The 19515-nt window shown below is 45.0% G+C and carries 21 protein-coding genes; 16 read left to right on the top strand and 5 right to left on the bottom strand.

Going from position 1 to position 19515, the window contains the following annotated elements; genetic code table 11:
• Positions 1 to 9: 9 nt before the first annotated feature.
• From zwf to INT76_RS11150, 4 genes are all read right to left on the bottom strand, one after another.
• Positions 10 to 1497 carry a glucose-6-phosphate dehydrogenase gene (gene zwf / locus INT76_RS02620; protein ID WP_212571891.1) on the bottom strand — a complete coding sequence of 496 codons (1488 nt, stop codon included), beginning with the start codon at positions 1495 to 1497 and terminating at the stop codon, positions 10 to 12.
• 79 nt (positions 1498 to 1576) lie between these two features.
• Positions 1577 to 2392, bottom strand: a complete 816-nt coding sequence (locus INT76_RS02615; RefSeq protein WP_212571889.1) for a TIGR03943 family putative permease subunit — start codon at positions 2390 to 2392, stop codon at positions 1577 to 1579.
• A complete protein-coding gene (locus INT76_RS02610) occupies positions 2393 to 3298 on the bottom strand; it encodes a permease (protein ID WP_212571886.1) in 906 nt (301 codons plus the stop codon).
• 1 nt (position 3299) lies between these two features.
• A complete protein-coding gene (locus INT76_RS11150) occupies positions 3300 to 3434 on the bottom strand; it encodes an SPJ_0845 family protein (protein ID WP_282960511.1) in 135 nt (44 codons plus the stop codon).
• 630 nt (positions 3435 to 4064) lie between these two features.
• Between INT76_RS11150 and ligA the strand changes: the two genes are divergently transcribed.
• From ligA to INT76_RS02540, 14 genes are all read left to right on the top strand, one after another.
• Positions 4065 to 6023 carry an NAD-dependent DNA ligase LigA gene (gene ligA, locus INT76_RS02605; RefSeq protein WP_212571884.1) on the top strand — a complete coding sequence of 653 codons (1959 nt, stop codon included), beginning with the start codon at positions 4065 to 4067 and terminating at the stop codon, positions 6021 to 6023.
• A gap of 9 nt (positions 6024 to 6032) precedes the next feature.
• The gene (locus INT76_RS02600; RefSeq protein ID WP_212571882.1) at positions 6033 to 7076 is read left to right on the top strand and encodes a diacylglycerol kinase family lipid kinase; all 1044 of its coding nucleotides are present in this window, start codon (positions 6033 to 6035) and stop codon (positions 7074 to 7076) included.
• A gap of 141 nt (positions 7077 to 7217) precedes the next feature.
• Positions 7218 to 7418 (top strand): F0F1 ATP synthase subunit C, encoded by a 201-nt coding sequence (locus INT76_RS02595; RefSeq protein WP_212571880.1) that lies wholly within the window; start codon positions 7218 to 7220, stop codon positions 7416 to 7418.
• 34 nt (positions 7419 to 7452) lie between these two features.
• On the top strand, positions 7453 to 8169 hold the full coding sequence (atpB, locus tag INT76_RS02590) for a F0F1 ATP synthase subunit A (protein ID WP_212571879.1): 717 nt from the start codon (positions 7453 to 7455) through the stop codon (positions 8167 to 8169).
• A gap of 17 nt (positions 8170 to 8186) precedes the next feature.
• Positions 8187 to 8693, top strand: a complete 507-nt coding sequence (gene atpF, locus INT76_RS02585) for a F0F1 ATP synthase subunit B (RefSeq protein ID WP_212571878.1) — start codon at positions 8187 to 8189, stop codon at positions 8691 to 8693.
• 1 nt (position 8694) lies between these two features.
• Positions 8695 to 9228: a F0F1 ATP synthase subunit delta gene (locus tag INT76_RS02580; protein ID WP_212571877.1), complete on the top strand. Its 534-nt coding sequence runs from the start codon at positions 8695 to 8697 to the stop codon at positions 9226 to 9228.
• A 19-nt stretch (positions 9229 to 9247) separates the two neighbouring features.
• Positions 9248 to 10753 carry a F0F1 ATP synthase subunit alpha gene (gene atpA / locus INT76_RS02575; RefSeq protein ID WP_212571876.1) on the top strand — a complete coding sequence of 502 codons (1506 nt, stop codon included), beginning with the start codon at positions 9248 to 9250 and terminating at the stop codon, positions 10751 to 10753.
• A gap of 12 nt (positions 10754 to 10765) precedes the next feature.
• Positions 10766 to 11644: a F0F1 ATP synthase subunit gamma gene (locus tag INT76_RS02570; RefSeq protein WP_212571875.1), complete on the top strand. Its 879-nt coding sequence runs from the start codon at positions 10766 to 10768 to the stop codon at positions 11642 to 11644.
• A 17-nt stretch (positions 11645 to 11661) separates the two neighbouring features.
• The gene (gene atpD / locus INT76_RS02565; RefSeq protein WP_212571874.1) at positions 11662 to 13068 is read left to right on the top strand and encodes a F0F1 ATP synthase subunit beta; all 1407 of its coding nucleotides are present in this window, start codon (positions 11662 to 11664) and stop codon (positions 13066 to 13068) included.
• Positions 13069 to 13077: 9 nt separating this feature from the next.
• Complete coding sequence (locus INT76_RS02560) at positions 13078 to 13494, top strand: F0F1 ATP synthase subunit epsilon (RefSeq protein ID WP_212572997.1); 417 nt, start codon at positions 13078 to 13080, stop codon at positions 13492 to 13494.
• A gap of 126 nt (positions 13495 to 13620) precedes the next feature.
• On the top strand, positions 13621 to 13851 hold the full coding sequence (locus INT76_RS02555; protein WP_212571873.1) for a DUF1146 family protein: 231 nt from the start codon (positions 13621 to 13623) through the stop codon (positions 13849 to 13851).
• A 33-nt stretch (positions 13852 to 13884) separates the two neighbouring features.
• The gene (murA, locus tag INT76_RS02550) at positions 13885 to 15156 is read left to right on the top strand and encodes a UDP-N-acetylglucosamine 1-carboxyvinyltransferase (protein ID WP_212571872.1); all 1272 of its coding nucleotides are present in this window, start codon (positions 13885 to 13887) and stop codon (positions 15154 to 15156) included.
• A 3-nt stretch (positions 15157 to 15159) separates the two neighbouring features.
• Entirely contained in the window at positions 15160 to 15351 is a 192-nt protein-coding gene (locus INT76_RS02545; protein WP_212571870.1) for a DNA-directed RNA polymerase subunit beta, read from the top strand.
• A gap of 30 nt (positions 15352 to 15381) precedes the next feature.
• The gene (locus tag INT76_RS02540; RefSeq protein WP_212571868.1) at positions 15382 to 16218 is read left to right on the top strand and encodes a DNA/RNA non-specific endonuclease; all 837 of its coding nucleotides are present in this window, start codon (positions 15382 to 15384) and stop codon (positions 16216 to 16218) included.
• 62 nt (positions 16219 to 16280) lie between these two features.
• Here INT76_RS02540 and INT76_RS02535 read toward each other — a convergent pair whose 3' ends face one another.
• A complete protein-coding gene (locus INT76_RS02535) occupies positions 16281 to 17027 on the bottom strand; it encodes a PHP domain-containing protein (RefSeq protein ID WP_212571867.1) in 747 nt (248 codons plus the stop codon).
• A 464-nt stretch (positions 17028 to 17491) separates the two neighbouring features.
• On the opposite strand from INT76_RS02535, the gene hisC reads away from it, so the two are divergent.
• Both hisC and INT76_RS02525 read left to right on the top strand, forming a co-directional pair.
• Positions 17492 to 18574 (top strand): histidinol-phosphate transaminase, encoded by a 1083-nt coding sequence (gene hisC / locus INT76_RS02530; RefSeq protein WP_212572996.1) that lies wholly within the window; start codon positions 17492 to 17494, stop codon positions 18572 to 18574.
• Entirely contained in the window at positions 18540 to 19514 is a 975-nt protein-coding gene (locus INT76_RS02525; protein ID WP_212571864.1) for an ATP phosphoribosyltransferase regulatory subunit, read from the top strand. The genes hisC and INT76_RS02525 overlap by 35 nt, the downstream gene beginning before the upstream one ends.
• Position 19515: the final 1 nt, after the last annotated feature.

Raw genomic sequence — 19515 nt, 5'->3', positions numbered from 1 at the left:
TTTCTTGTTTTATTTTAGTAAGCCTCGTTCACGGTACCAGACATCTGGTGTCCAAATCCACTGGCTACCATAGCTTTCCAACAAGTCAAAGGCAGCCTGTGGGCCCATGGTTCCTGCCGGATAGAGGTGAAGCGGCACTTGGTTGTCTTGCCAGAGAGCAACAATGCGGTCAATCAATGTCCAGCTAGCCTTAACTTCCTCCCAGTGACTGAAGTTGGTTGAATCCCCCTTCAAGACGTCGAAGAAGAGTTTTTCGTAGGCTTCTGGTGAGTTGCCCAGAGCTGTGGCATTGTGGCGGAAATCCAGCTTGGCTGGTGTTAGAGCAAAGTGAGAACCGACCTCTTTGCCGTTAATGGACAAGGAGAAGCCCTCAGTTGGTTGGATATAGATGGTCAAGACATTGCGCTCAGAATGCTGACCGAAAATATCTTCTGCCTGTTTGAAGATAATGGTGACACGGGTTCCTTTTTCTGTCAGGCGCTTGCCAGTACGGAAGAAGAAGGGAATGTCACGGAAGCGGTCTGTATCAACGAAGAAGACACCACCTGCGTATGTTTCGGTCTGTGAATTTTCCTGGATATTGGCCTCATCCAGATAGGCAGGATAATCCTTGCCATCAATTGAACCAGCTGTATATTGACCTCGGATAAAGTTTTGCTTAATCTCTTGGTCCGTTTGTTGTTTGAGACTTTGGAAGACCTTGATTTTTTCAGCGCGGACATCTTGCTCGCTAAAACTTGCAGGCTTGTCCATGGCAAGCAGTGACAAAACTTGCAGGACGTGGTTCTGTACCATATCTTTGAGGGCTCCTGAATGGTCGTAGTAACCGCCTCGATCTTCAACGCCGATAGACTCTGCAAAGCTAATTTGGACACTCTCGATGTAGTCGCGGTTCCAGATATGCTCAAAGATGATATTGGCAAAGCGGACAGCAAAGATATTCTGCACCATCTCCTTGCCTAGATAATGGTCGATGCGGTAGATTTGATTTTCCTCAAAGGTTTCGGACAGTTCATTGTTAAGCTGGGTCGCTGTTTCAAGGCTAGTACCGAAAGGCTTTTCGATGATAAGCCGCTCGAACCCTTGACCATCCACAATCTGTTCCGACTTGAGATGGCGAGCGATTGTACCGAAAAACTCTGGAGCCATGGATAAGAAGAAAACTTTGTTATTCTGAGTGTCGTACTGTTGGCCCAGTTCTTTTTGCAGATTACGCAGAGCCACATAATGCTCTGTGTCGTTGACATCATGACTTTGGTAGTAGAAATGGCTGGCAAAGGCATGAGCTTGGCGTGAATTATCAGGTAAATCACCTAGAGATTCAATCACAATCTGCTCAAAAAACTCCTTGGTCCAAGGTCTACGGGCAGTACCGATAACGGCAAAATGCTCTCCCAAATGTCCAGCCTTATAGAGGCGAAAGAGCGAAGGGTAAAGCTTGCGTTTAGCCAGATCGCCACTGGCTCCAAAAATTGTAAACAAAACGTGTGCTGTCATAACTCATTTCCAATCTGTAGTATAGGTCTTATTATAGCATAAATTGTCAGAAAATTCACTTGGAATTTCCACTTTTTTCTTAGAAAATACGATAGACATAGGGGTTTTTAGGTTGTTGGACTTCTTGAATTGTTGAAACATCAATAGTCGGTAAGGCTTGCTTGAGTGAGCTGTGGTAGGCAACCTTGATGGTACCGCTCACCTTCACCCAGCTATTGTCTGTGAAGTTTTCTTGAAGCCCCGTTGCCAAAAGGCCATAGACTCCCGAGTCCGCAATGCAGTGGATGATACCAAATCGAAAAAGAAAGACTTGATGAGGATTTTCTGGGTCGTTGTAGACAAAGCCAACCATCTCAATGGTCTTTCCGACAAACTCATCAGGATAGTCGTAGATGGCTTCCATCACTTCCATATAATTTTCGCTGGTCACTTGGATATGGTCACTTGCAAGATAGCGGTCTGCTACCTTGCGCATCTCTGTCTGATAGGCAGATTTGGTAAAGTAAACAGAAGTATCCGGTTTTAGATATTGAACGCTTGTTCCTTCTTGTGCCTGAGTTTGTGTGTCGTTTTCAGCGGCCAAAGGGAAGTGGTAGCCCTTGGCAGAAACCGTCGCAGAGTCCAGACTGACTGTCGGGAAAAGCCAGGCAACAATTAAAGGGAGAAGAAGGAGGCCAATGCTGGCTACTTTAGCGGATTTTTTGGTTAAATGGCTGTGCGTTTCTATTTGTTTCATCCAGACAACCAATTGAACGATGGCAAGGATAAAGGACAAAATCATAGAGAGGTAGGCCAAATAACTGTAATGAAGATTGATATATTGATCTAGCTTACCTGAAACGTATAAGTACATGGTCATTTCAAAATAAGCAGCTAAAATGAGAAAGCGAATCATCTAAAATCCTCCTATTAGTAGACAGTAGCCTAGAATAACCAGAGAAATCAAGCAGATAAATTGCAGGATGAAGCGAGGTTTAAAATAATGCTTCATCATTAGCAGGTTTTTTATATCAATCATAGGACCGATGATGAGAAAGGCCATGACAGGAGCAAAGCCAAAGCTAGATAGTAAGGAAGCGCCGATAAAAGCATCTGCTTCGGAGCAGAGCGACAGCAAAAAGGCCAGAACCATCATGAGGAGAATGGCTGTTATCGGATTGTGACCGATAGTGGTCAGGACGGAAGTAGGTACATAAACCTGCACTAAGCTCGCAAACAGACAGCCAAAGACCAAGTAACGCCCTGTGTCAAAAAATTCATCGATGGCTTGAATGAGGGCATAGCCAACCTTGGTCCAGCCTTTTTTATCGGAAAAGTCGTGTTCATGCTGGTGAATCTGATTTTCCTTGAGGATACTGTCTGTCTGGAAAAAAGCAAGAACAATCCCTAAAACAAGTGCCACTAAAATGGAACCCAAGGCACGGTAGAGGGCGAACTTGACGGAGTTCCCAAAGGCAGTGAAGGTCGCAAACAGTACGATGGGGTTGATGACAGGTGCCGTTGCCAGAAAGGGAATAGCAGTATAGTTGGGTACCTTTTTTTCCAATAGTCGATTGACAATGGGAACGATGCCACACTCACAGGAGGGGAAAATAAAGCCGATAAAGGTACCGAATAAAATCCGCAGAAATTTATTTTGGGGCAGGTAGCGATGAACCATATCTGGTGTGATATAGACCTCGATGAAACCTGAGATGATCGAGCCAATCAGAACAAAGGGTAGGGCCTCAATCATAATCGATAAAAAGATGGCCCCAGCTTGTAAGATAGAAGTGGGAAGGTTTTGAAATAGGTCGGTCATCTTATTTCACATCTTCTTTGTCAGTAGTTTGGTTTGATTTTGGATCTGGAAATTCTATTTCTTCCAGTTTGTCAAAGGATGCAAACTTCTCCAAAATTTTTTCCAAGTCATCTTCTTTTTTATAGGTAATTGCCATAAGAGCCTCCAGATAGTTTTTTTTCTATTATACCTTTTCTGTCATTATTTTTCTTCTTTTTAGGGGTAAAATCTTTCGTAAAAATGATAGAAATTAGGAGGCCTCCAAGAGATGTTTTTTGCAAGGGATTTTAGAATGCGTTTTCAAAAATGGTTTGCTTGTTTAGATAAATCCTTGACAACCCTACTTAATTAGCAACAACTAATTTAAATCTATTGATTGGAGGAAAAATAAGGAATAAAACCAAAGCCCTTGAAGCGATTGATTTGTATTTTAATGATATCGAGAAAGACAAGATTGGAGATACATTAAAATTATTGAATGTATCATTTGGTTTGACCATAATAGAACCAGAAACTTACAATATAATTGACGAATATGATACAATGATGTTCAAGGTGAAATAATCGCCCCTAGCGCCCTTTTTGGAAGGTGTAATTACCAAAAAAATTATAAACAGAGGCGGGCTGTTCGTAAGTCTGCCTCTTTATCTTTTCACCGCTACTTGAGGACAGCTCAAATCTTCAGTTTTGCGGGCCGAAGATTCCTATCCTAGCTTTAGAAAATTTAAAACCCAAACCTGAAGTGAAGATTTGATAATTCTATAAATAAACATGATATAATAAGATTATGAAAACGAGAATGAATGAATTAGTTGAGTTGCTCAACCAGTATGCTGACGCTTATTATCACATGGATGCCCCTCAGGTTTCAGACGCTACTTATGACAAACTGTATCGTGAGTTGGTGACCCTAGAAACTGCTCATCCGGAATGGGTGCTTGCCAACAGTCCAACCCATCGTGTGGGGGGCAAAATCTTGGATGGTTTTGAGAAATATCGCCATGAGTATCCGCTTTTTAGTTTGCAGGATGCTTTTTCACGTCAGGAGTTGGAAGCCTTTGATCAGCGAGTGCGCAAGGAGTTTCCTAAGGCCAGCTATATTTGTGAGCTCAAGATAGATGGACTATCTATTTCCCTGACCTATCAAGCTGGAACATTGGTGGTAGGAGCTACTCGGGGAGATGGCAATATTGGTGAAAACATCACCGAGAATCTCAAGCGGGTATCAGACATCCCCTTGACGCTACCAGTCCCAGTGGACATTACTGTCCGCGGGGAGTGTTATATGCCCAAAGCCTCCTTTGAACGGGTCAATACCCTGCGTCAAGAAGCTGGGGAGGCGGAATTTGCTAACCCCCGCAATGCGGCAGCAGGTACCCTGCGTCAGCTGGATACAGGCGTAGTAGCCAAGCGCGGTCTGGCAAGTTTTCTCTACCAAGAAGCCAGTCCAACAGAAGCTAACACCCAGTCTGCTGTCTTGGAAAAATTGGATAATCTGGGCTTTGTAACCAACCACGACTACCATTTGGCAGATAGCATCGATGATGTCTGGTCTTTTATTGAAAGAATGGCAGAGCGCAGAGATAGCTTGCCCTATGAAATTGATGGCATCGTTATTAAAGTCAATGACCTAGCTGTTCAAGAAGAAATGGGCTTCACAGTCAAGGCACCACGCTGGGCCATTGCCTATAAGTTTCCAGCAGAAGAAAAAGAGGCTCAGATTCTTTCTGTTGATTGGACAGTTGGCCGAACAGGCGTGGTGACGCCAACCGCTAATTTGACTCCAGTGCAATTAGCAGGGACCACCGTCAGTCGAGCAACTCTGCACAATGTGGATTACATCGCAGAAAAAGACATCCGTATCGGAGATACAGTTATCGTCTACAAGGCGGGAGACATTATTCCGGCAGTCTTATCTGTTGTAGAGAAAAAACGAACCACTCAAGAAGCTATGTCGATACCAGAACTCTGTCCAAGTTGTGGCAGTCACCTACAGCATTACGAAGACGAAGTTGCCTTGCGTTGTATCAATCCTCTTTGTCCTTCTCAGTTGATGAATCGTCTGGAACATTTTGCCAGTCGTGATGCTATGAATATTGCTGGTCTCGGAGGCTCGATTGTCGAAAAATTATTCTCTGCAGATTTGGTTCACGATGTGGCGGACATTTATAAACTAACCCCTACGGCTATCCAGACCCTCGAAGGCTTCAAGGAAAAATCGGCTGAGAAACTCTATCAGGCTATTCAAGCCTCCAAGGAAAATTCAGCGGAACGGCTCCTGTTTGGCCTAGGCATTCGTCACGTCGGCAGTAAGGCCAGCAAGATTTTGATGGAGGCTTTCAAGGACTTGGAGAGTCTAGCGGTAGCTGACCAAGAAGCCATTGCCTCTCTTGAAGGTCTAGGGCAAGTCATTGCAAAATCCTTGACCAGTTATTTTGCCAGCCGCGGAACCAAGACACTTTTAGCTGAACTTAAGGAAGCAGGAGTAAACTTAACCTATCTAGGACAAGTGGCGCGTGATGATGCAGCTCTTTCTGGCTTGACGGTTGTACTGACAGGTAAATTAGAGCGCATGAAACGCAGTGAAGCCAAGGCCAAATTAGAAAGTTTGGGAGCCAACGTTGCAGGGTCTGTTTCAAAGAAAACCGATTTGGTTGTCGTAGGAGCAGATGCCGGCAGCAAGCTAACCAAAGCCCAAGAATTGGGAATTGAGATTAAGGATGAGGCTTGGCTAGAAAATCTATAAGGTACGAATATGCTAAATAGAAAACGAGCACGATTGATTTATAATCCAACCTCCGGTCAAGAAATCATGAAGAAAAATGTCGCGGAGGTCTTGGATATTTTGGAAGGATTCGGTTACGAAACCTCTGCCTTTCAGACCACAGCAGCTAAGGATTCCGCCAAGAATGAAGCGGAACGGGCTGCCAGAGCGGGTTTTGATTTGATTGTGGCGGCTGGTGGTGACGGCACGATTAACGAAGTGGTGAATGGCATCGCTCCGCTGAGAAGGCGGCCCAAAATGGCCATCATCCCAACAGGAACCACCAATGACTACGCTCGGGCCCTCAAGGTTCCAAGAGGAAATCCAATTGAAGCAGCGAGATTGATTGGTAAGAATCAGACCATCTTGATGGACATCGGACTGGCACAAAACAAGAAGGATGGACAGGACAATCGGCACTACTTTATCAATATTGCTGCGGCGGGAACGCTCACTGAGTTGACATACAGCGTACCGAGCCAACTCAAGACAACCTTTGGTTATTTAGCCTATGTGGTCAAAGGAGCAGAGCTATTGCCTCAGGTTCAATTTATTCCCGTTCGTGTTAAGCATGATCAGGGAGTTTTTGAAGGCAAGGTTTCTATGATTTTTGTTGCCTTGACCAATTCGATTGGTGGCTTTGAGCAGATTGTACCTGATGCCAAACTGGATGATGGACACTTCACCCTCATTATGGTCAAGACGGGGAATTTGTTTGAAATCCTTCATCTGATTCGATTGGTCATTGATGGCGGAAAACATATCGAAAGCGACAAGATTGAGTACATCAAAACTCGTAAGCTCCAGATTGAATCGCTAGACGAGGAACAGCGCAGGCTCCTGATTAACCTTGATGGTGAGTATGGCGGAGAGGCGCCGGTCATCTTGAGCAACTTGTCCAATCATATTGAATTTTTTGCAGATACGGACAAGGTTTCCGAGCAGGCGATTACCTTGGACACAGAAGAACTCAAGATTGAAAAAATGACCCAGTGTTTCGTGGAAGAAAGTGCCCGTTTAAAAGAAATTATATAAATAGGAAGAAAAGATTATTCGTCTTTTCTTTTTGTTTTTCCTGCGGTGGTTTTAAACGCTTCCAAAGGCGGTATTTCCTTGACAAAAGCTCTTTTTAGGAGTATGCTTACTAGGTATAAAAATTTTAAAGGAGAATTCATTATGAATTTAGGCGCATTAGCTTTAGGTTTGGCCTGTCTTGGTGTCAGTATCGGTGAGGGACTATTGGTTGCAAGTTACCTGAGTTCCACAGCGCGTCAACCTGAATTACAAAGCAAACTGATGGCAGGAGTGTTCTTGGGTGTTGCCTTTATCGAAGGTACCTTCTTCGTTACCTTGGCCATGACGTTCGTCCTTCAATAATCAGTAAAATAGAAATAAAAAGGGGGAACCTCAATTGGAAGAACATGCAAGTCCAACCCTTACCCTTGGTCCCGTAACCTTTGATTTGACTCTGGTATTAGTTTCTGCTATTACCGTTGCCATTATTTTCTTCCTTGTCTTCTGGGCTAGTCGCCGCATGGAGATGAAACCAAAGGGCAAGCAGAATGTTCTGGAATATGTCTATGAGCTAACGGTTAACTTCACAAAAGGAAATTTGGGTGATGAAGAAGCGAAGCGCTACGCACTCTTTTTCTTCACGGTTTTTACTTTCCTTTTGGTTGCCAACAACCTAGGTTTGATGACAAAATTGGAAACGCCTGAAGGATACAATTTTTGGACCTCTCCAACAGCCAATATGGCCTATGACTTTGGTCTAGCGACCATTGCGATTGTATTTTGTCATGTTGAAGGTATTCGCCGTCGTGGGTTCAAGGCTTATCTGATGTCCTTTGTGACACCAGCTGCCATGACACCGATGAATATTCTGGAAGAAGTGACAAACTTGGTTTCATTAGCCCTTCGTTTGTACGGTAATATTTATGCCGGTGAAGTGCTGGTATCCCTTCTTCTCCAATTATCGCAACAAAGTGCATTTGCTTACCCCATCGCCCTCCTCTTGAACATTATTTGGACAGCCTTTTCTGTCTTTATTTCATGCTTGCAGGGCTATGTATTTATCATGTTGGTTTCGATGTACTTGAATAAAAAAATCAATGGTGAAAGTGAATAGGAAAGGGAAAAAGATTCATGGTGACAGTATTAACTACGCAGCCTAGTACCATCCTTGGTAATTTTATCTTGGTAACGGCTTCGTTCGCAGTTTTAATCGTATTGATTCGACTCTTTGCTTGGCAAAGGATCACCGGTATTTTTGAAGCCCGTGCCGCAAAAATTGCAGGTGATATTGATGCTGCTGAAGAAAAATTGACTGTGGCTTCAGACCTTGTTAAGCAACGGGAAGACGAATTGGCGCAAGGCCGTTTGGAAGGCCAAAAGATTATCCAAGATGCGGTTGAGCGTGCCAAGCTTGAGAAAAAACGGATTTTGGAACAGGCTGATGTTGAAATTCAAGCAATGAAAACCAAGGCAGAGCTTGAAATCGAAGCCGAAAAGCGTGAAGCACAGGAAAATCTTCACATTCAAGTAGCAGACTTGGCCGTTGATTTGGCTGGGAAAATCATTTTGGAGGACTTGGATAAGCAAGCCCACAGTGACTTGATTGACCGCTATATTGATAAACTAGGAGATAAGTAAAATGAATGCTAGAGAAAATGCCCTAGTGCAAAGATACGCTCAATCATTCGTTGACCGAGTTAGTGATAAGGAAGAAATTTGGGATATCTATGACCAAATTTCGGATCTGATTACCATTATCATAGATAGCAAGTTAAATCGCATCCTTCTCTCAGGAACAGTTTCAAAAGAAGAAAAGGCGGATTTTGTTCGGACTGTTCGTCAGTCAACTTACCGTCAGGTCAATGATTTAATAGAGGAGGTCATCAGTGATGGCCATGCCGACTTGCTATTAGAAACCTTGGATCGAATCTTGTTGCAGATTAGCAAGAGCAAAAATGAGTTTGATGCTCATTTGGTCTCGGTCTATCCGCTATCTCCTGAACAAAAAGAGCGTCTTAGCCGCCTTATTGAAAAACGATTCTCCTTACGGGTGCGTCATATCATCGAAGAACTTGATCAGAGTTTGCTCGGTGGTTTTGTCGTGACCATCAACCATAAGGTCATTGACGCCAGTGTCCGAACACAGTTGAGAGAGATAAGAAATAAATTGTAAAATAGAAAGTGGTGTTCTTTTGGTGATAAATGCACAAGAAATTAGCGCTTTACTAAAACAACAAATTGAGGGTTTTCAACCTGATTTTGACTATACAGAAACAGGGGTCGTAACCTATATCGGTGATGGAATTGCTCGCGCTCAAGGTCTTGATAATGCGATGAGCGGAGAACTCCTCATTTTCGAGAATGGCACTATTGGTATGGCACAAAACTTGGAAACCAATGATGTCGGAATTATCATCCTCGGAGAGTTTACCGATATTCGTGAAGGCTCAGTTGTCCGCAGAACTGGTAAAATCATGGAGGTTCCGGTCGGTTCCGCCTTAATTGGTCGTGTCATCAATCCTTTGGGACAGCCAGTTGATGGTCTGGGGGATATTCGAACCAATAAGACACGTCCGATTGAATACCCAGCGCCAGGGGTTATGCAGCGTAAGTCAGTCAACGAACCGCTTCAGACAGGTCTCAAGGCCATCGATGCCCTCGTGCCGATTGGTCGCGGACAACGTGAGCTGATTATCGGTGACCGCCAAACAGGAAAAACATCCGTAGCTATTGATGCCATCCTCAACCAAAAAGGGCAGGACATGATCTGTATCTATGTGGCCATCGGACAAAAGGAATCAACTGTTCGTACACAGGTTGAAACCCTGCGTCAGTATGGTGCCTTGGACTACACGATTGTCGTGACTGCTTCAGCCTCTCAACCTTCACCCTTGCTATTTTTAGCACCTTATGCTGGTGTTGCCATGGCTGAGGAATTCATGTATGAAGGCAAGCATGTTTTGATTGTGTATGATGATTTGTCAAAACAGGCTGTGGCTTACCGTGAATTGTCACTGTTGCTTCGTCGTCCTCCAGGTCGGGAAGCCTATCCAGGTGATGTCTTTTACCTGCACAGCCGCCTCTTGGAGCGGTCTGCCAAGGTTTCTGATGAGTTGGGCGGTGGCTCGATTACAGCTCTGCCTTTTATCGAAACACAAGCAGGTGATATTTCCGCCTATATTGCAACTAACGTGATTTCGATTACAGATGGGCAAATTTTCTTGAAGGATGATTTGTTCAATTCAGGGATTCGTCCAGCTATTGATGCGGGGTCTTCTGTGTCCCGTGTAGGTGGGTCTGCTCAAATCAAGGCCATGAAGAAGGTGGCAGGTACCCTGCGTATTGACCTTGCTTCTTACCGCGAGTTGGAAGCCTTCACTCAGTTTGGTTCTGATTTGGATGCGGCAACGCAAGCCAAGCTCAATCGAGGCCGTCGGACAGTGGAAGTGTTGAAACAACCCTTGCATAAACCATTACCTGTGGAGAAACAGGTCTTGATTCTCTATGCCCTTACCAATGGTTTCTTGGATTCCGTGCCGATTGCAGATATTCTGACCTTTGAAGAAGAGCTCTATGCCTACTTTGATTTGCATCACGATACTTTGCTGGATGTTATTCGCACAACCAAGGATTTGCCGGACACAGATGACTTGAACGCTGCTATTCAGGAGTTCAAAGACCAGTCTGTCTTTAAGTAAAGGAGAGGTTGTATGGCAGGTTCTCTAAATGAAATAAAAACAAAGATTGCTTCCACAAAGAAAACCAGTCAAATCACCGGTGCCATGCAGATGGTTTCTGCTGCTAAATTAGCTAAGTCAGAGCAGCTAGCCAAGTCGTTTCAGATTTATGCTAGCAAGGTTCGTCAGATTACAACCGACTTGCTCCGAGGAGAATTGATGGCTTCTGATACCAGCAATCCTATGCTGATTCGTCGTCCTGTCCAGAAGTCGGGTTATATCGTGATTACATCCGATAGTGGCTTGAAAGGTTCCTATAATTCAACGATTCTTAAAGCCGTTATGGGCATGATAGAGCAGGACCACGATTCTAAAGAAGAATATGAAATCGTTGCTATTGGTGGTATGGGGGCAGATTTTTTCCGTGCTCGTGGTATCAATCCGGTTTTCGAGTTGCGTGGCTTGGCAGACAATCCTAGTTTTGAGGAAGTTCAAAAAATTATCTCTAAGTCTGTTGAAATGTACAAAAATGAGATTTTCGATGAACTCTATGTCTGTTATAACCACCATGTTAACTCGCTGACCAGTCAGGTGCGGGTGCAGCAGATGTTGCCAGTGGAAGACTTGGACCACAACGAGGTAGACGGTTATACGGCGACCTTTGAGTTGGAGCCGAGCCGCGAAGCCATTTTGGATCAGCTCTTGACCCAGTACGCTGAGTCAACCATCTACGGGGCTATTTTGGATGCGAAGACGGCTGAGAATGCAGCCGGGATGACTGCGATGCAGACAGCAACAGACAATGCTAAGAATGTCATCACAGATTTGACCATTCAGTACAATAGAGCTAGACAGGCAGCTATTACTCAGGAAATCACAGAGATTGTTGCGGGAGCGTCAGCTTTAGAATAACAAAAAGAGGAGAGAAAATGAGTTCAGGCAAAATTACTCAGGTTGTTGGACCAGTTGTAGACGTTGCGTTTGCAGCAGAAGACAAGCTACCTGAGATTAACAACGCACTGGTTGTTTACAAGAATGATGAAACAAAACAAAAAGTCGTGCTTGAAGTTGCTTTGGAACTTGGCGAGGGAATCGTTCGGACCATCGCCATGGAGTCCACAGACGGCTTGACTCGTGGGATGGAAGTCTTGGATACAGGGCGCCCAATCTCTGTTCCAGTTGGAAAGGAAACTCTGGGGCGGGTCTTCAATGTGCTTGGAGATACGATTGACCTAGAGGCGCCTTTTGATGCAGAAGCAGAGCGTGAGCCAATCCATAAAAAGGCTCCAACCTTTGATGAGTTGTCCACTTCAACAGAGATTTTGGAAACCGGAATTAAGGTCATTGACCTGCTGGCTCCCTATTTGAAAGGGGGCAAGGTTGGCCTCTTTGGTGGTGCTGGTGTCGGGAAGACAGTTCTTATCCAAGAACTCATTCACAATATTGCCCAAGAACATGGCGGTATTTCGGTCTTTACCGGTGTTGGAGAGCGTACCCGCGAAGGGAATGACCTTTATTGGGAGATGAAAGAGTCCGGTGTTATTGAAAAGACAGCCATGGTTTTTGGTCAGATGAATGAGCCGCCAGGCGCTCGTATGCGCGTGGCCTTGACAGGTTTGACCATCGCCGAATACTTCCGTGATGTGGAAGGCCAGGATGTGCTCTTGTTTATTGACAATATCTTCCGGTTTACTCAGGCAGGTTCAGAAGTATCAGCCCTCTTAGGCCGTATGCCGTCAGCCGTTGGTTACCAGCCGACCCTTGCGACAGAAATGGGGCAACTGCAGGAGCGGATTACTTCGACCAAGAAGGGATCTGTAACCTCCATTCAGGCTATTTATGTTCCGGCTGATGACTATACTGATCCAGCTCCAGCAACAGCTTTTGCCCATTTGGATTCAACGACCAACTTGGAGCGGAAACTGACTCAGCTGGGGATTTATCCAGCAGTGGATCCGCTAGCGTCTTCTTCGCGTGCCCTAGCACCTGAAATTGTGGGAGAAGAGCATTATGCGGTGGCGATGGAGGTAAAACGTGTCCTCCAACGTTATCAAGAATTGCAGGACATCATTGCTATCCTCGGTATGGATGAGTTGTCTGATGAGGAAAAAACGTTGGTGGGGCGTGCCCGCCGGATTCAGTTTTTCTTGTCACAAAACTTCAACGTAGCTGAGCAGTTCACAGGAATGCCAGGTTCTTATGTACCTGTTGCCGAAACGGTGAAGGGCTTTAAGGAAATTTTGGATGGCAAACACGATCATCTGCCAGAGGATGCCTTCCGTAATGTTGGGGCTATTGAAGATGTTTTGGCTAAGGCTGATAAGATGAGATTTTAGAGGTGTATGATGGCTCAAATGACAGTACAGATTGTAACGCCAGACGGAATAAAGTATGACCACCATGCGGCCTTCGTCTTGGTCAAAACAACTGAAGGGGAGTTGGGAGTCTATCCCGGCCATATCGACCTGATTGCTGTTTTGGAGATTGACGAAATCAAGGTTCGCCGTGTTGATGATGAAAATCATGTGGACTGGATTGCTGTCAACGGTGGTATCATTGAGATTTCCAAGGACATGATTACCATTGTGTCGGATTCGGCAGAGCGCGAGCGGGATATTGATGTCAGTCGGGCGGAACGGGCCAAATTGCGAGCGGAGCGTGAAATTGAAGAAGCGCACAACGCCCACAATATCGATATGGAACGTCGTGCTAGCGTTGCCCTTCAGCGGGCCATCAACCGTATTCGTTGTGGAAATAGATAAAAAAGAGACGAGCCCTTTGACTCGCCTCTTTTGTCCTTCTTTTACAGGGAAATGACAGGAATGTTTCTTTTTTAACAGAAGGGTTTAAATGAAACTTTCTTTCTGAAAATTTGGTATAATGGGAACATGATTACTTCATTTTTAGAATTTTTAAGTCATATCTTGTTTATCTACATTGCCCACCACCTCTTGGTAACAGTCGTTGATTGGTCCAAGTGGATGAAGGTATCAGGCAACAATCAGAGAAAGATTCAACTGTTGATTCTCTTTTTTGCCATTGCCCTGGGCTATTTGGTATCGACTTTCTTTTTACATATTTTAGCTATCGGTCGCTCCCTGTCGCTGGGATTGAGTTAAGCGCTGAAAAATCTTGAGGACAAAGGAGTTTACATGGATAAAATTATTGTTAGAGGTGGGAAGACCCGTCTGGAAGGACAGGTCACGATTGAAGGAGCAAAGAATGCGGTTCTTCCGCTTTTAGCGGCAACTGTTTTGGCCAGTGAAGGGCAGACAACTCTCGCTAATGTTCTCATCCTATCCGATGTTTTTACAATGAATAATGTGGTACGCGGTTTAGGAGTCGATGTAACCTTTAATCAACGTAAAAAAGAAGTCTACATTGATGCCAGTGGTGATTTGGGTAGCGAAGCTCCCTACAAATATGTTAATAAGATGCGGGCTTCAATCGTGGTTTTAGGCCCAATCCTAGCTCGGAATGGCTATGCACGCGTGTCGATGCCAGGAGGCTGTACGATAGGAAGTCGGCCGATTGACCTTCATTTAAAAGGCTTGGAGTCAATGGGAGCCACAATCAAGCAGCGGGCTGGTTATATCGAAGCTAGAGCGGAACAGCTATGTGGAGCTCACATCTACATGGATTTTCCAAGTGTTGGTGCCACACAGAACCTTATGATGGCAGCCACCTTAGCCAAGGGTACGACTGTTATTGAAAATGCTGCGCGAGAGCCTGAAATCGTTGATTTGGCGGTCTTTCTCAACAAGATGGGGGCCAAGGTAAGAGGAGCTGGTACAGAAACAATCACCATCGTAGGAGTAGAGCGGCTATACGGAGCTGAACATCAGGTCGTACAGGATCGTATCGAAGCTGGAACCTTTATGGTGGCAGCGGCTATGACAGGTGGTGATGTCCTCGTCAAGGATGCTATTTGGGAACACAATCGACCGCTTATTTCTAAAATGCAAGAAATGGGTGTGGAAGTCAGTGAAGAAGAAGAAGGCATCCGCGTACGCTCAACTGTCCATCAATTGAAGCCGGTGACGGTAAAAACCTTACCACATCCCGGTTTTCCAACGGATATGCAAGCTCAGTTCACTGCCCTGATGGCTGTTGCCAAGGGGGAATTAACCATGATTGAAACGGTCTTTGAAAATCGTTTCCAGCATTTGGAAGAATTGCGTCGGATGGATCTGCACTCAGAAATTTTGCGGGACACAGCTATTATTATGGGAGGAGAGCCTCTCCAAGGGGCGGAAGTGGTATCAACCGATTTAAGAGCCAGTGCGGCCCTTATCCTATCTGGTTTGGTCGCAGACGGTGTAACGACGGTTGGGAAACTATCCCACTTGGATCGTGGCTACTATCGTTTCCATGAGAAATTAGCTAGTCTTGGTGCAGACATTGAGCGTGTGAGTGGAGAGTAAGATATGGATAAAGAAAGTTTTGCATTTGTTGGCAAGCAGGTCCTCTTGGTCTTGCTAGTTGCTCTTTTGGCTATCGTCGCCTTGGGCTTAGGCCTCATGGTTGGTTACGGAGTCATCGGCGATGGCGAAAATATCTGGGCCATTTTATCCCTAGAGAAGTGGCAAGAACTGATTAGTAAATTTACTGGAAAGTAGGGCCTCCCTACTTTTTTCATAGGAGAATCAATGGCAAAAAAACGGTTAGGAAAACAAGTTTCCAGTGCAATTAGTCTTTTAGTGACGGTCCTCATCATTGCAGGGGCTTATTTACTCAATGAAGAACCTACGCAGGAGCAAAGTAGCAGCTACTTTGTCAATCAGTCACTAGCCAGTGAGGCAGCCCCTTCTGAGGAACTAGCTAGCTCTGTTTTGACAGAATCTGTCAGAAAACAACTGGGAGAGTCTATCGAATGGAATGGTGCAGGGGCCTTTGTAATCAATGGGAATGTCACAAAATTGGATGCTTCCGTATCCAGCATGCCCTACGCTGAAAACAAGACCAAGGCTGCTCAGGGAGAAACGGTTCCAACAGTGGCCAACGCCTTGCTGACTAAGGCGACCCGTCAATACAAGAGCCGTGAAGAAACTGGCAATGGGTCTACTTCTTGGACACCCGCAGGCTGGCATCAGATTCAAAATCTGGAAGGAGAGTATGACCATGCTGTTGACCGTGGACATTTGCTGGCTTACTCCTTAGTGGGAAGCCTTAAGGGCTTTGATGCTTCTACGAGCAATCCAGCCAATATCGCTGTCCAAACAGCTTGGGCCAACCAGTCCAATCAGGAGGACGCAACCGGACAAAACTACTACGAAACCCAAATTCGTAAGGCTTTGGATCAGAACAAGCGAGTTCGCTATCATGTCACCCTTATCTATGCCAATGAGGAAGATTTGGTGGCAGTTGGCAGTCACTTAGAAGCTAAGTCTTCGGATGGCAGTTTGGAATTTAATGTCTTCATTCCCAATGTCCAAAGTGGTCTCAGTATAGACTACCATAGCGGAGAAATTCATGTGAATCAATAGAAAATACATAAACCAGCCTCTAAATATCCTTAGAAGCTGGTTTTACTGTGTCTTTAGAGGTATTAAGTTTGGTAGTTGATGACTTCTTCTTTTGGTATGCCAACCTCTTTTAGAAGAGTTGCCATCTGATCAAAACCTAGGCGGAAGTGGGCAGGCAGGTGACCGTCAGAACCGATTGAGTAGCGGTGGCAGCCCAATTCTTTCACTAAACTAAGAGCATAGCGATAGAGGTGTTCGTGATGATAGAGGAACATACTCTTGGCATTGAGTTCAAAGGCAAGGTTGTGCTTTATCATTTTTTGAAAAATGCGGATGAGTTGTGGTTCATAGGCTTGTAGCTCCTCAACAGATAGGTCAAAAAGTCGGAAGCCATAATCAAAATGAGCCAGAACATCAGCAGGAATACGGCCGATTGCATACTCTAAGCGGTTCAAGTAGTCGCTTATAACAGTATGTCTGTCCATGTCCGCTACTTCCTCGTCCAGATAGTCATTGATTCCATTGTGGTGGACAGATAACAGTTTTAAATCAAAGTTCTTGTCAGCTAGGTAGGCGATAATATCGGCTTCGCGTGGCTGGTAATAGCCAATTTCGATGCCCTTCTTGATGCGGTTGTCGTAGAAACGGTTGAGCTCTGCGATTTCCTTTGAGTAAGCCTCGTAGTCAGGAACATCGTCTTGTTTGCTGTAAGGGTTGGACAAGTCAAAATGCTCTGTTGTTACAATCTCCCCATCGTAGCAAGCCAGATAGTCTTTAAAGCTGGCATCGGAGTCATAGGAATGATGAGTGTGTAAATGGTTATCTCGCATGGCAAACCTCCTTTTCTCCTATTGTAGCAAAATCAAAGAGGGCAAACAAGTTCGGATGAGGCATTTATTGGGTAAATAAAAAATTCTGATAATTCTTGCAATTTTTCTGGAATTTGATACAATAGTACAAAATAGCAAAGCGAAGAAAGAAAAAATCCCAAATCGCTTGTAGAGAGTATCTAGTTGCTGAAAGGATACACAGATTTGGGCACACATTCTTGAGTGCGGTTGTGAACGGTCGAAAGAGCCTACTAGCAGCTGACGTTTGCTCACGTTACGAGCTGAAGTCTTAGGTTCAATGAGAATCAGAAGCAGACGGATTTCAACTGTCTGGGTTTGATTCTCAAAGCCTATGAGACTTCCTGAGGGATATGTGGCGACATGTATCTGAATGAAGGTGGAACCGCGTGCAAACGTCCTGATACAAGGACTTGGCATGTGGTTTTTTGGTTATGGAGGATATGATGGAAATAAAAGGACTGAGAAACATTGAACCGTATGTGGCTGGGATTCAGCCCAAGGTGGACAATATGATTAAACTCAATACAAATGAGAACGCCTATGGTCCGAGCCCTGCGGTCTTAGCAGCCTTAGCGGCCTTTGATGGAAATGGCTTGCGCCGCTACTCTAGTCTGGAACAGGCAGACCTGCGTCAGGCTCTTGCCGAACAGCATGGTTTGGAGGCAGGGCAATTTGTCATCGGAAATGGGTCAGACGACATTCTTTCTATGGCCTTTCTCGCTTTTTTCCAAACGGAAACACCGGTGCTTTTTCCTGATTTAACCTATGGTTTTTATAAGGTTTGGGCTCAGCTTTATTGTGTTCCCTACGAGGAGATTCCCTTGCGGGATGATTTTAGCTGGCGGGTGACAGACTACCAGAGAGAGTGTGGCGGTATTATTCTGACTAATCCCAACGCACCCACAGGGCGTTTCCAATCCCTAGATGATATTGAGGCGGTACTGAAAGCCAATCCGCAGGTGGTAGTTATTGTCGATGAGGCTTATGTCAACTTTGGGGGGCAATCAGCTCTATGCCTCTTAGATAGCTATCCCAATCTGTTTATCACCCGCACCTTTTCTAAGGATGCCTCGCTAGCAGGTTTGCGCGTGGGCTATGGTATCGGCTCCAAGCAGTTAATCAGTGTGATTCAGGCTGTCCGCAATGCGATTAACCCCTATAACGTAGATGCGATTTCAGAAGCGCTGGCTCTTGCCGCTGTAAAGGATTGGAGTTATTACCAGCAGGCCTGTCGAACGATTATGGAAACGCGGGATTGGTTTGCAAGTGAGTTGAGAGAATTAGGCTTTGAGCTTTTGCCATCGGCAACCAACTTCCTTCTGGTCAAACCTTCTTTGGTCGAGGCACAGAAGCTGTTTGCCCATTTGGAAAAAGAAAAGATCTACGTCCGCTATTTTCCTTCTCAGGAACGGATTAAGGACTGGCTCCGCATCTCTATCGGAAGACAAGATGAGATGGAGAGTGTCCTAGCAAGTATAAAGGAATGTTGCAATGAACAAACGAACACTACCTCAGGGCCTGCATGATAAGCTCTTCAAACGAGCCAAGGCTACTTATGAAATTGAAAGAACGATTAGTGACCTCCTGATGGAGCGAGGTTTTCATCGGATTGAAACCCCAACCCTGGAGCATTTTGAAGTCTTTTCTGATCAGGTGAACAAGGATCATTATCATCTTTTTGACAAAGAAGGACAGCTGCTTAGCCTGCGGCCTGATATTACCAGTCAAATCGCCCGTGTTATCGCTTCAACCCGCGTTCATACGCCTATTAAATTTTCCTATTCAGGGAAGGTGTTTCAGAGTCAGGAGTTGATGAGGGGCTTGGAAAATGAGCGAACTCAGGCTGGTATTGAGATTATTGGCTTTCCAGCTCAAGAGGCTTATCAAGATGCTATTTCCAGTGCCAAGGAAGCTCTGGATAAGCTAGGTTTGCAGGGCTACAAATTTGAATTTTCCCATGCGGCTATTTTAAAGACAATCTTTGAACATCTGGGTCTGACAGGGGAACTTGCTGAGGAGCTTTCCCTTCACATTCGGGATAAGAATATTACAAAACTTAATGAATTTACCAAGCGTTATCCAAGTGAATTTGATGCCTTTATCCGCCAGCTTCCGTATTTATTCGGAGACAGTCGTCCTGTTCTGGCTCAGGCTCGCCAGGCAGTTCAGAATTCCCAATTGCTCAAGGCCTTTGATCAGCTGGAAGGCCTAATCACCTTAGTAGAAAGAGATTTGGGAAATGTCACGGTTGATTTGGCCCAGCTTTCTACCATGCCCTACTATACTGGTATGATGTTTAAGGTTTTTGACCAGCAACTACCCGATGCCTTCTTATCAGGAGGGCGGTATGATAAGCTCTTTGAACGTTTCGGGGCACAGGAGGTGACGGCTGTTGGATGGGCCTTGGAGATTGATGCGGTTTATCAGGCTATCCGTAAGGACATTGATTATGAAGGAGGCCAGTAAG

It is taken from the genome of Streptococcus oriscaviae, from assembly GCF_018137985.1.
Classification (GTDB): Bacteria; Bacillota; Bacilli; order Lactobacillales; family Streptococcaceae; genus Streptococcus; species Streptococcus oriscaviae.
The sequence above is the reverse complement of the archived record's forward strand: the minus strand, read 5'-3'. Positions and strand labels throughout refer to the sequence as shown.

Excerpts from the sequence above, each read along its gene's own strand:
- zwf (WP_212571891.1), bottom strand. The coding sequence starts at position 1,497 with ATGACAGCACACGTTTTGTTTACAATTTTTGGAGCCAGTGGCGATCTG.
- INT76_RS02615 (WP_212571889.1), bottom strand. The coding sequence starts at position 2,392 with ATGATTCGCTTTCTCATTTTAGCTGCTTATTTTGAAATGACCATGTAC.
- INT76_RS02610 (WP_212571886.1), bottom strand. The coding sequence starts at position 3,298 with ATGACCGACCTATTTCAAAACCTTCCCACTTCTATCTTACAAGCTGGG.
- INT76_RS11150 (WP_282960511.1), bottom strand. The coding sequence starts at position 3,434 with ATGGCAATTACCTATAAAAAAGAAGATGACTTGGAAAAAATTTTGGAG.
- ligA (WP_212571884.1), top strand. The coding sequence starts at position 4,065 with ATGAAAACGAGAATGAATGAATTAGTTGAGTTGCTCAACCAGTATGCT.
- INT76_RS02600 (WP_212571882.1), top strand. The coding sequence starts at position 6,033 with ATGCTAAATAGAAAACGAGCACGATTGATTTATAATCCAACCTCCGGT.
- INT76_RS02595 (WP_212571880.1), top strand. The coding sequence starts at position 7,218 with ATGAATTTAGGCGCATTAGCTTTAGGTTTGGCCTGTCTTGGTGTCAGT.
- atpF (WP_212571878.1), top strand. The coding sequence starts at position 8,187 with ATGGTGACAGTATTAACTACGCAGCCTAGTACCATCCTTGGTAATTTT.
- INT76_RS02580 (WP_212571877.1), top strand. The coding sequence starts at position 8,695 with ATGAATGCTAGAGAAAATGCCCTAGTGCAAAGATACGCTCAATCATTC.
- INT76_RS02570 (WP_212571875.1), top strand. The coding sequence starts at position 10,766 with ATGGCAGGTTCTCTAAATGAAATAAAAACAAAGATTGCTTCCACAAAG.
- atpD (WP_212571874.1), top strand. The coding sequence starts at position 11,662 with ATGAGTTCAGGCAAAATTACTCAGGTTGTTGGACCAGTTGTAGACGTT.
- INT76_RS02560 (WP_212572997.1), top strand. The coding sequence starts at position 13,078 with ATGGCTCAAATGACAGTACAGATTGTAACGCCAGACGGAATAAAGTAT.
- INT76_RS02555 (WP_212571873.1), top strand. The coding sequence starts at position 13,621 with ATGATTACTTCATTTTTAGAATTTTTAAGTCATATCTTGTTTATCTAC.
- murA (WP_212571872.1), top strand. The coding sequence starts at position 13,885 with ATGGATAAAATTATTGTTAGAGGTGGGAAGACCCGTCTGGAAGGACAG.
- INT76_RS02545 (WP_212571870.1), top strand. The coding sequence starts at position 15,160 with ATGGATAAAGAAAGTTTTGCATTTGTTGGCAAGCAGGTCCTCTTGGTC.
- INT76_RS02540 (WP_212571868.1), top strand. The coding sequence starts at position 15,382 with ATGGCAAAAAAACGGTTAGGAAAACAAGTTTCCAGTGCAATTAGTCTT.
- INT76_RS02535 (WP_212571867.1), bottom strand. The coding sequence starts at position 17,027 with ATGCGAGATAACCATTTACACACTCATCATTCCTATGACTCCGATGCC.
- hisC (WP_212572996.1), top strand. The coding sequence starts at position 17,492 with ATGGAAATAAAAGGACTGAGAAACATTGAACCGTATGTGGCTGGGATT.
- INT76_RS02525 (WP_212571864.1), top strand. The coding sequence starts at position 18,540 with ATGAACAAACGAACACTACCTCAGGGCCTGCATGATAAGCTCTTCAAA.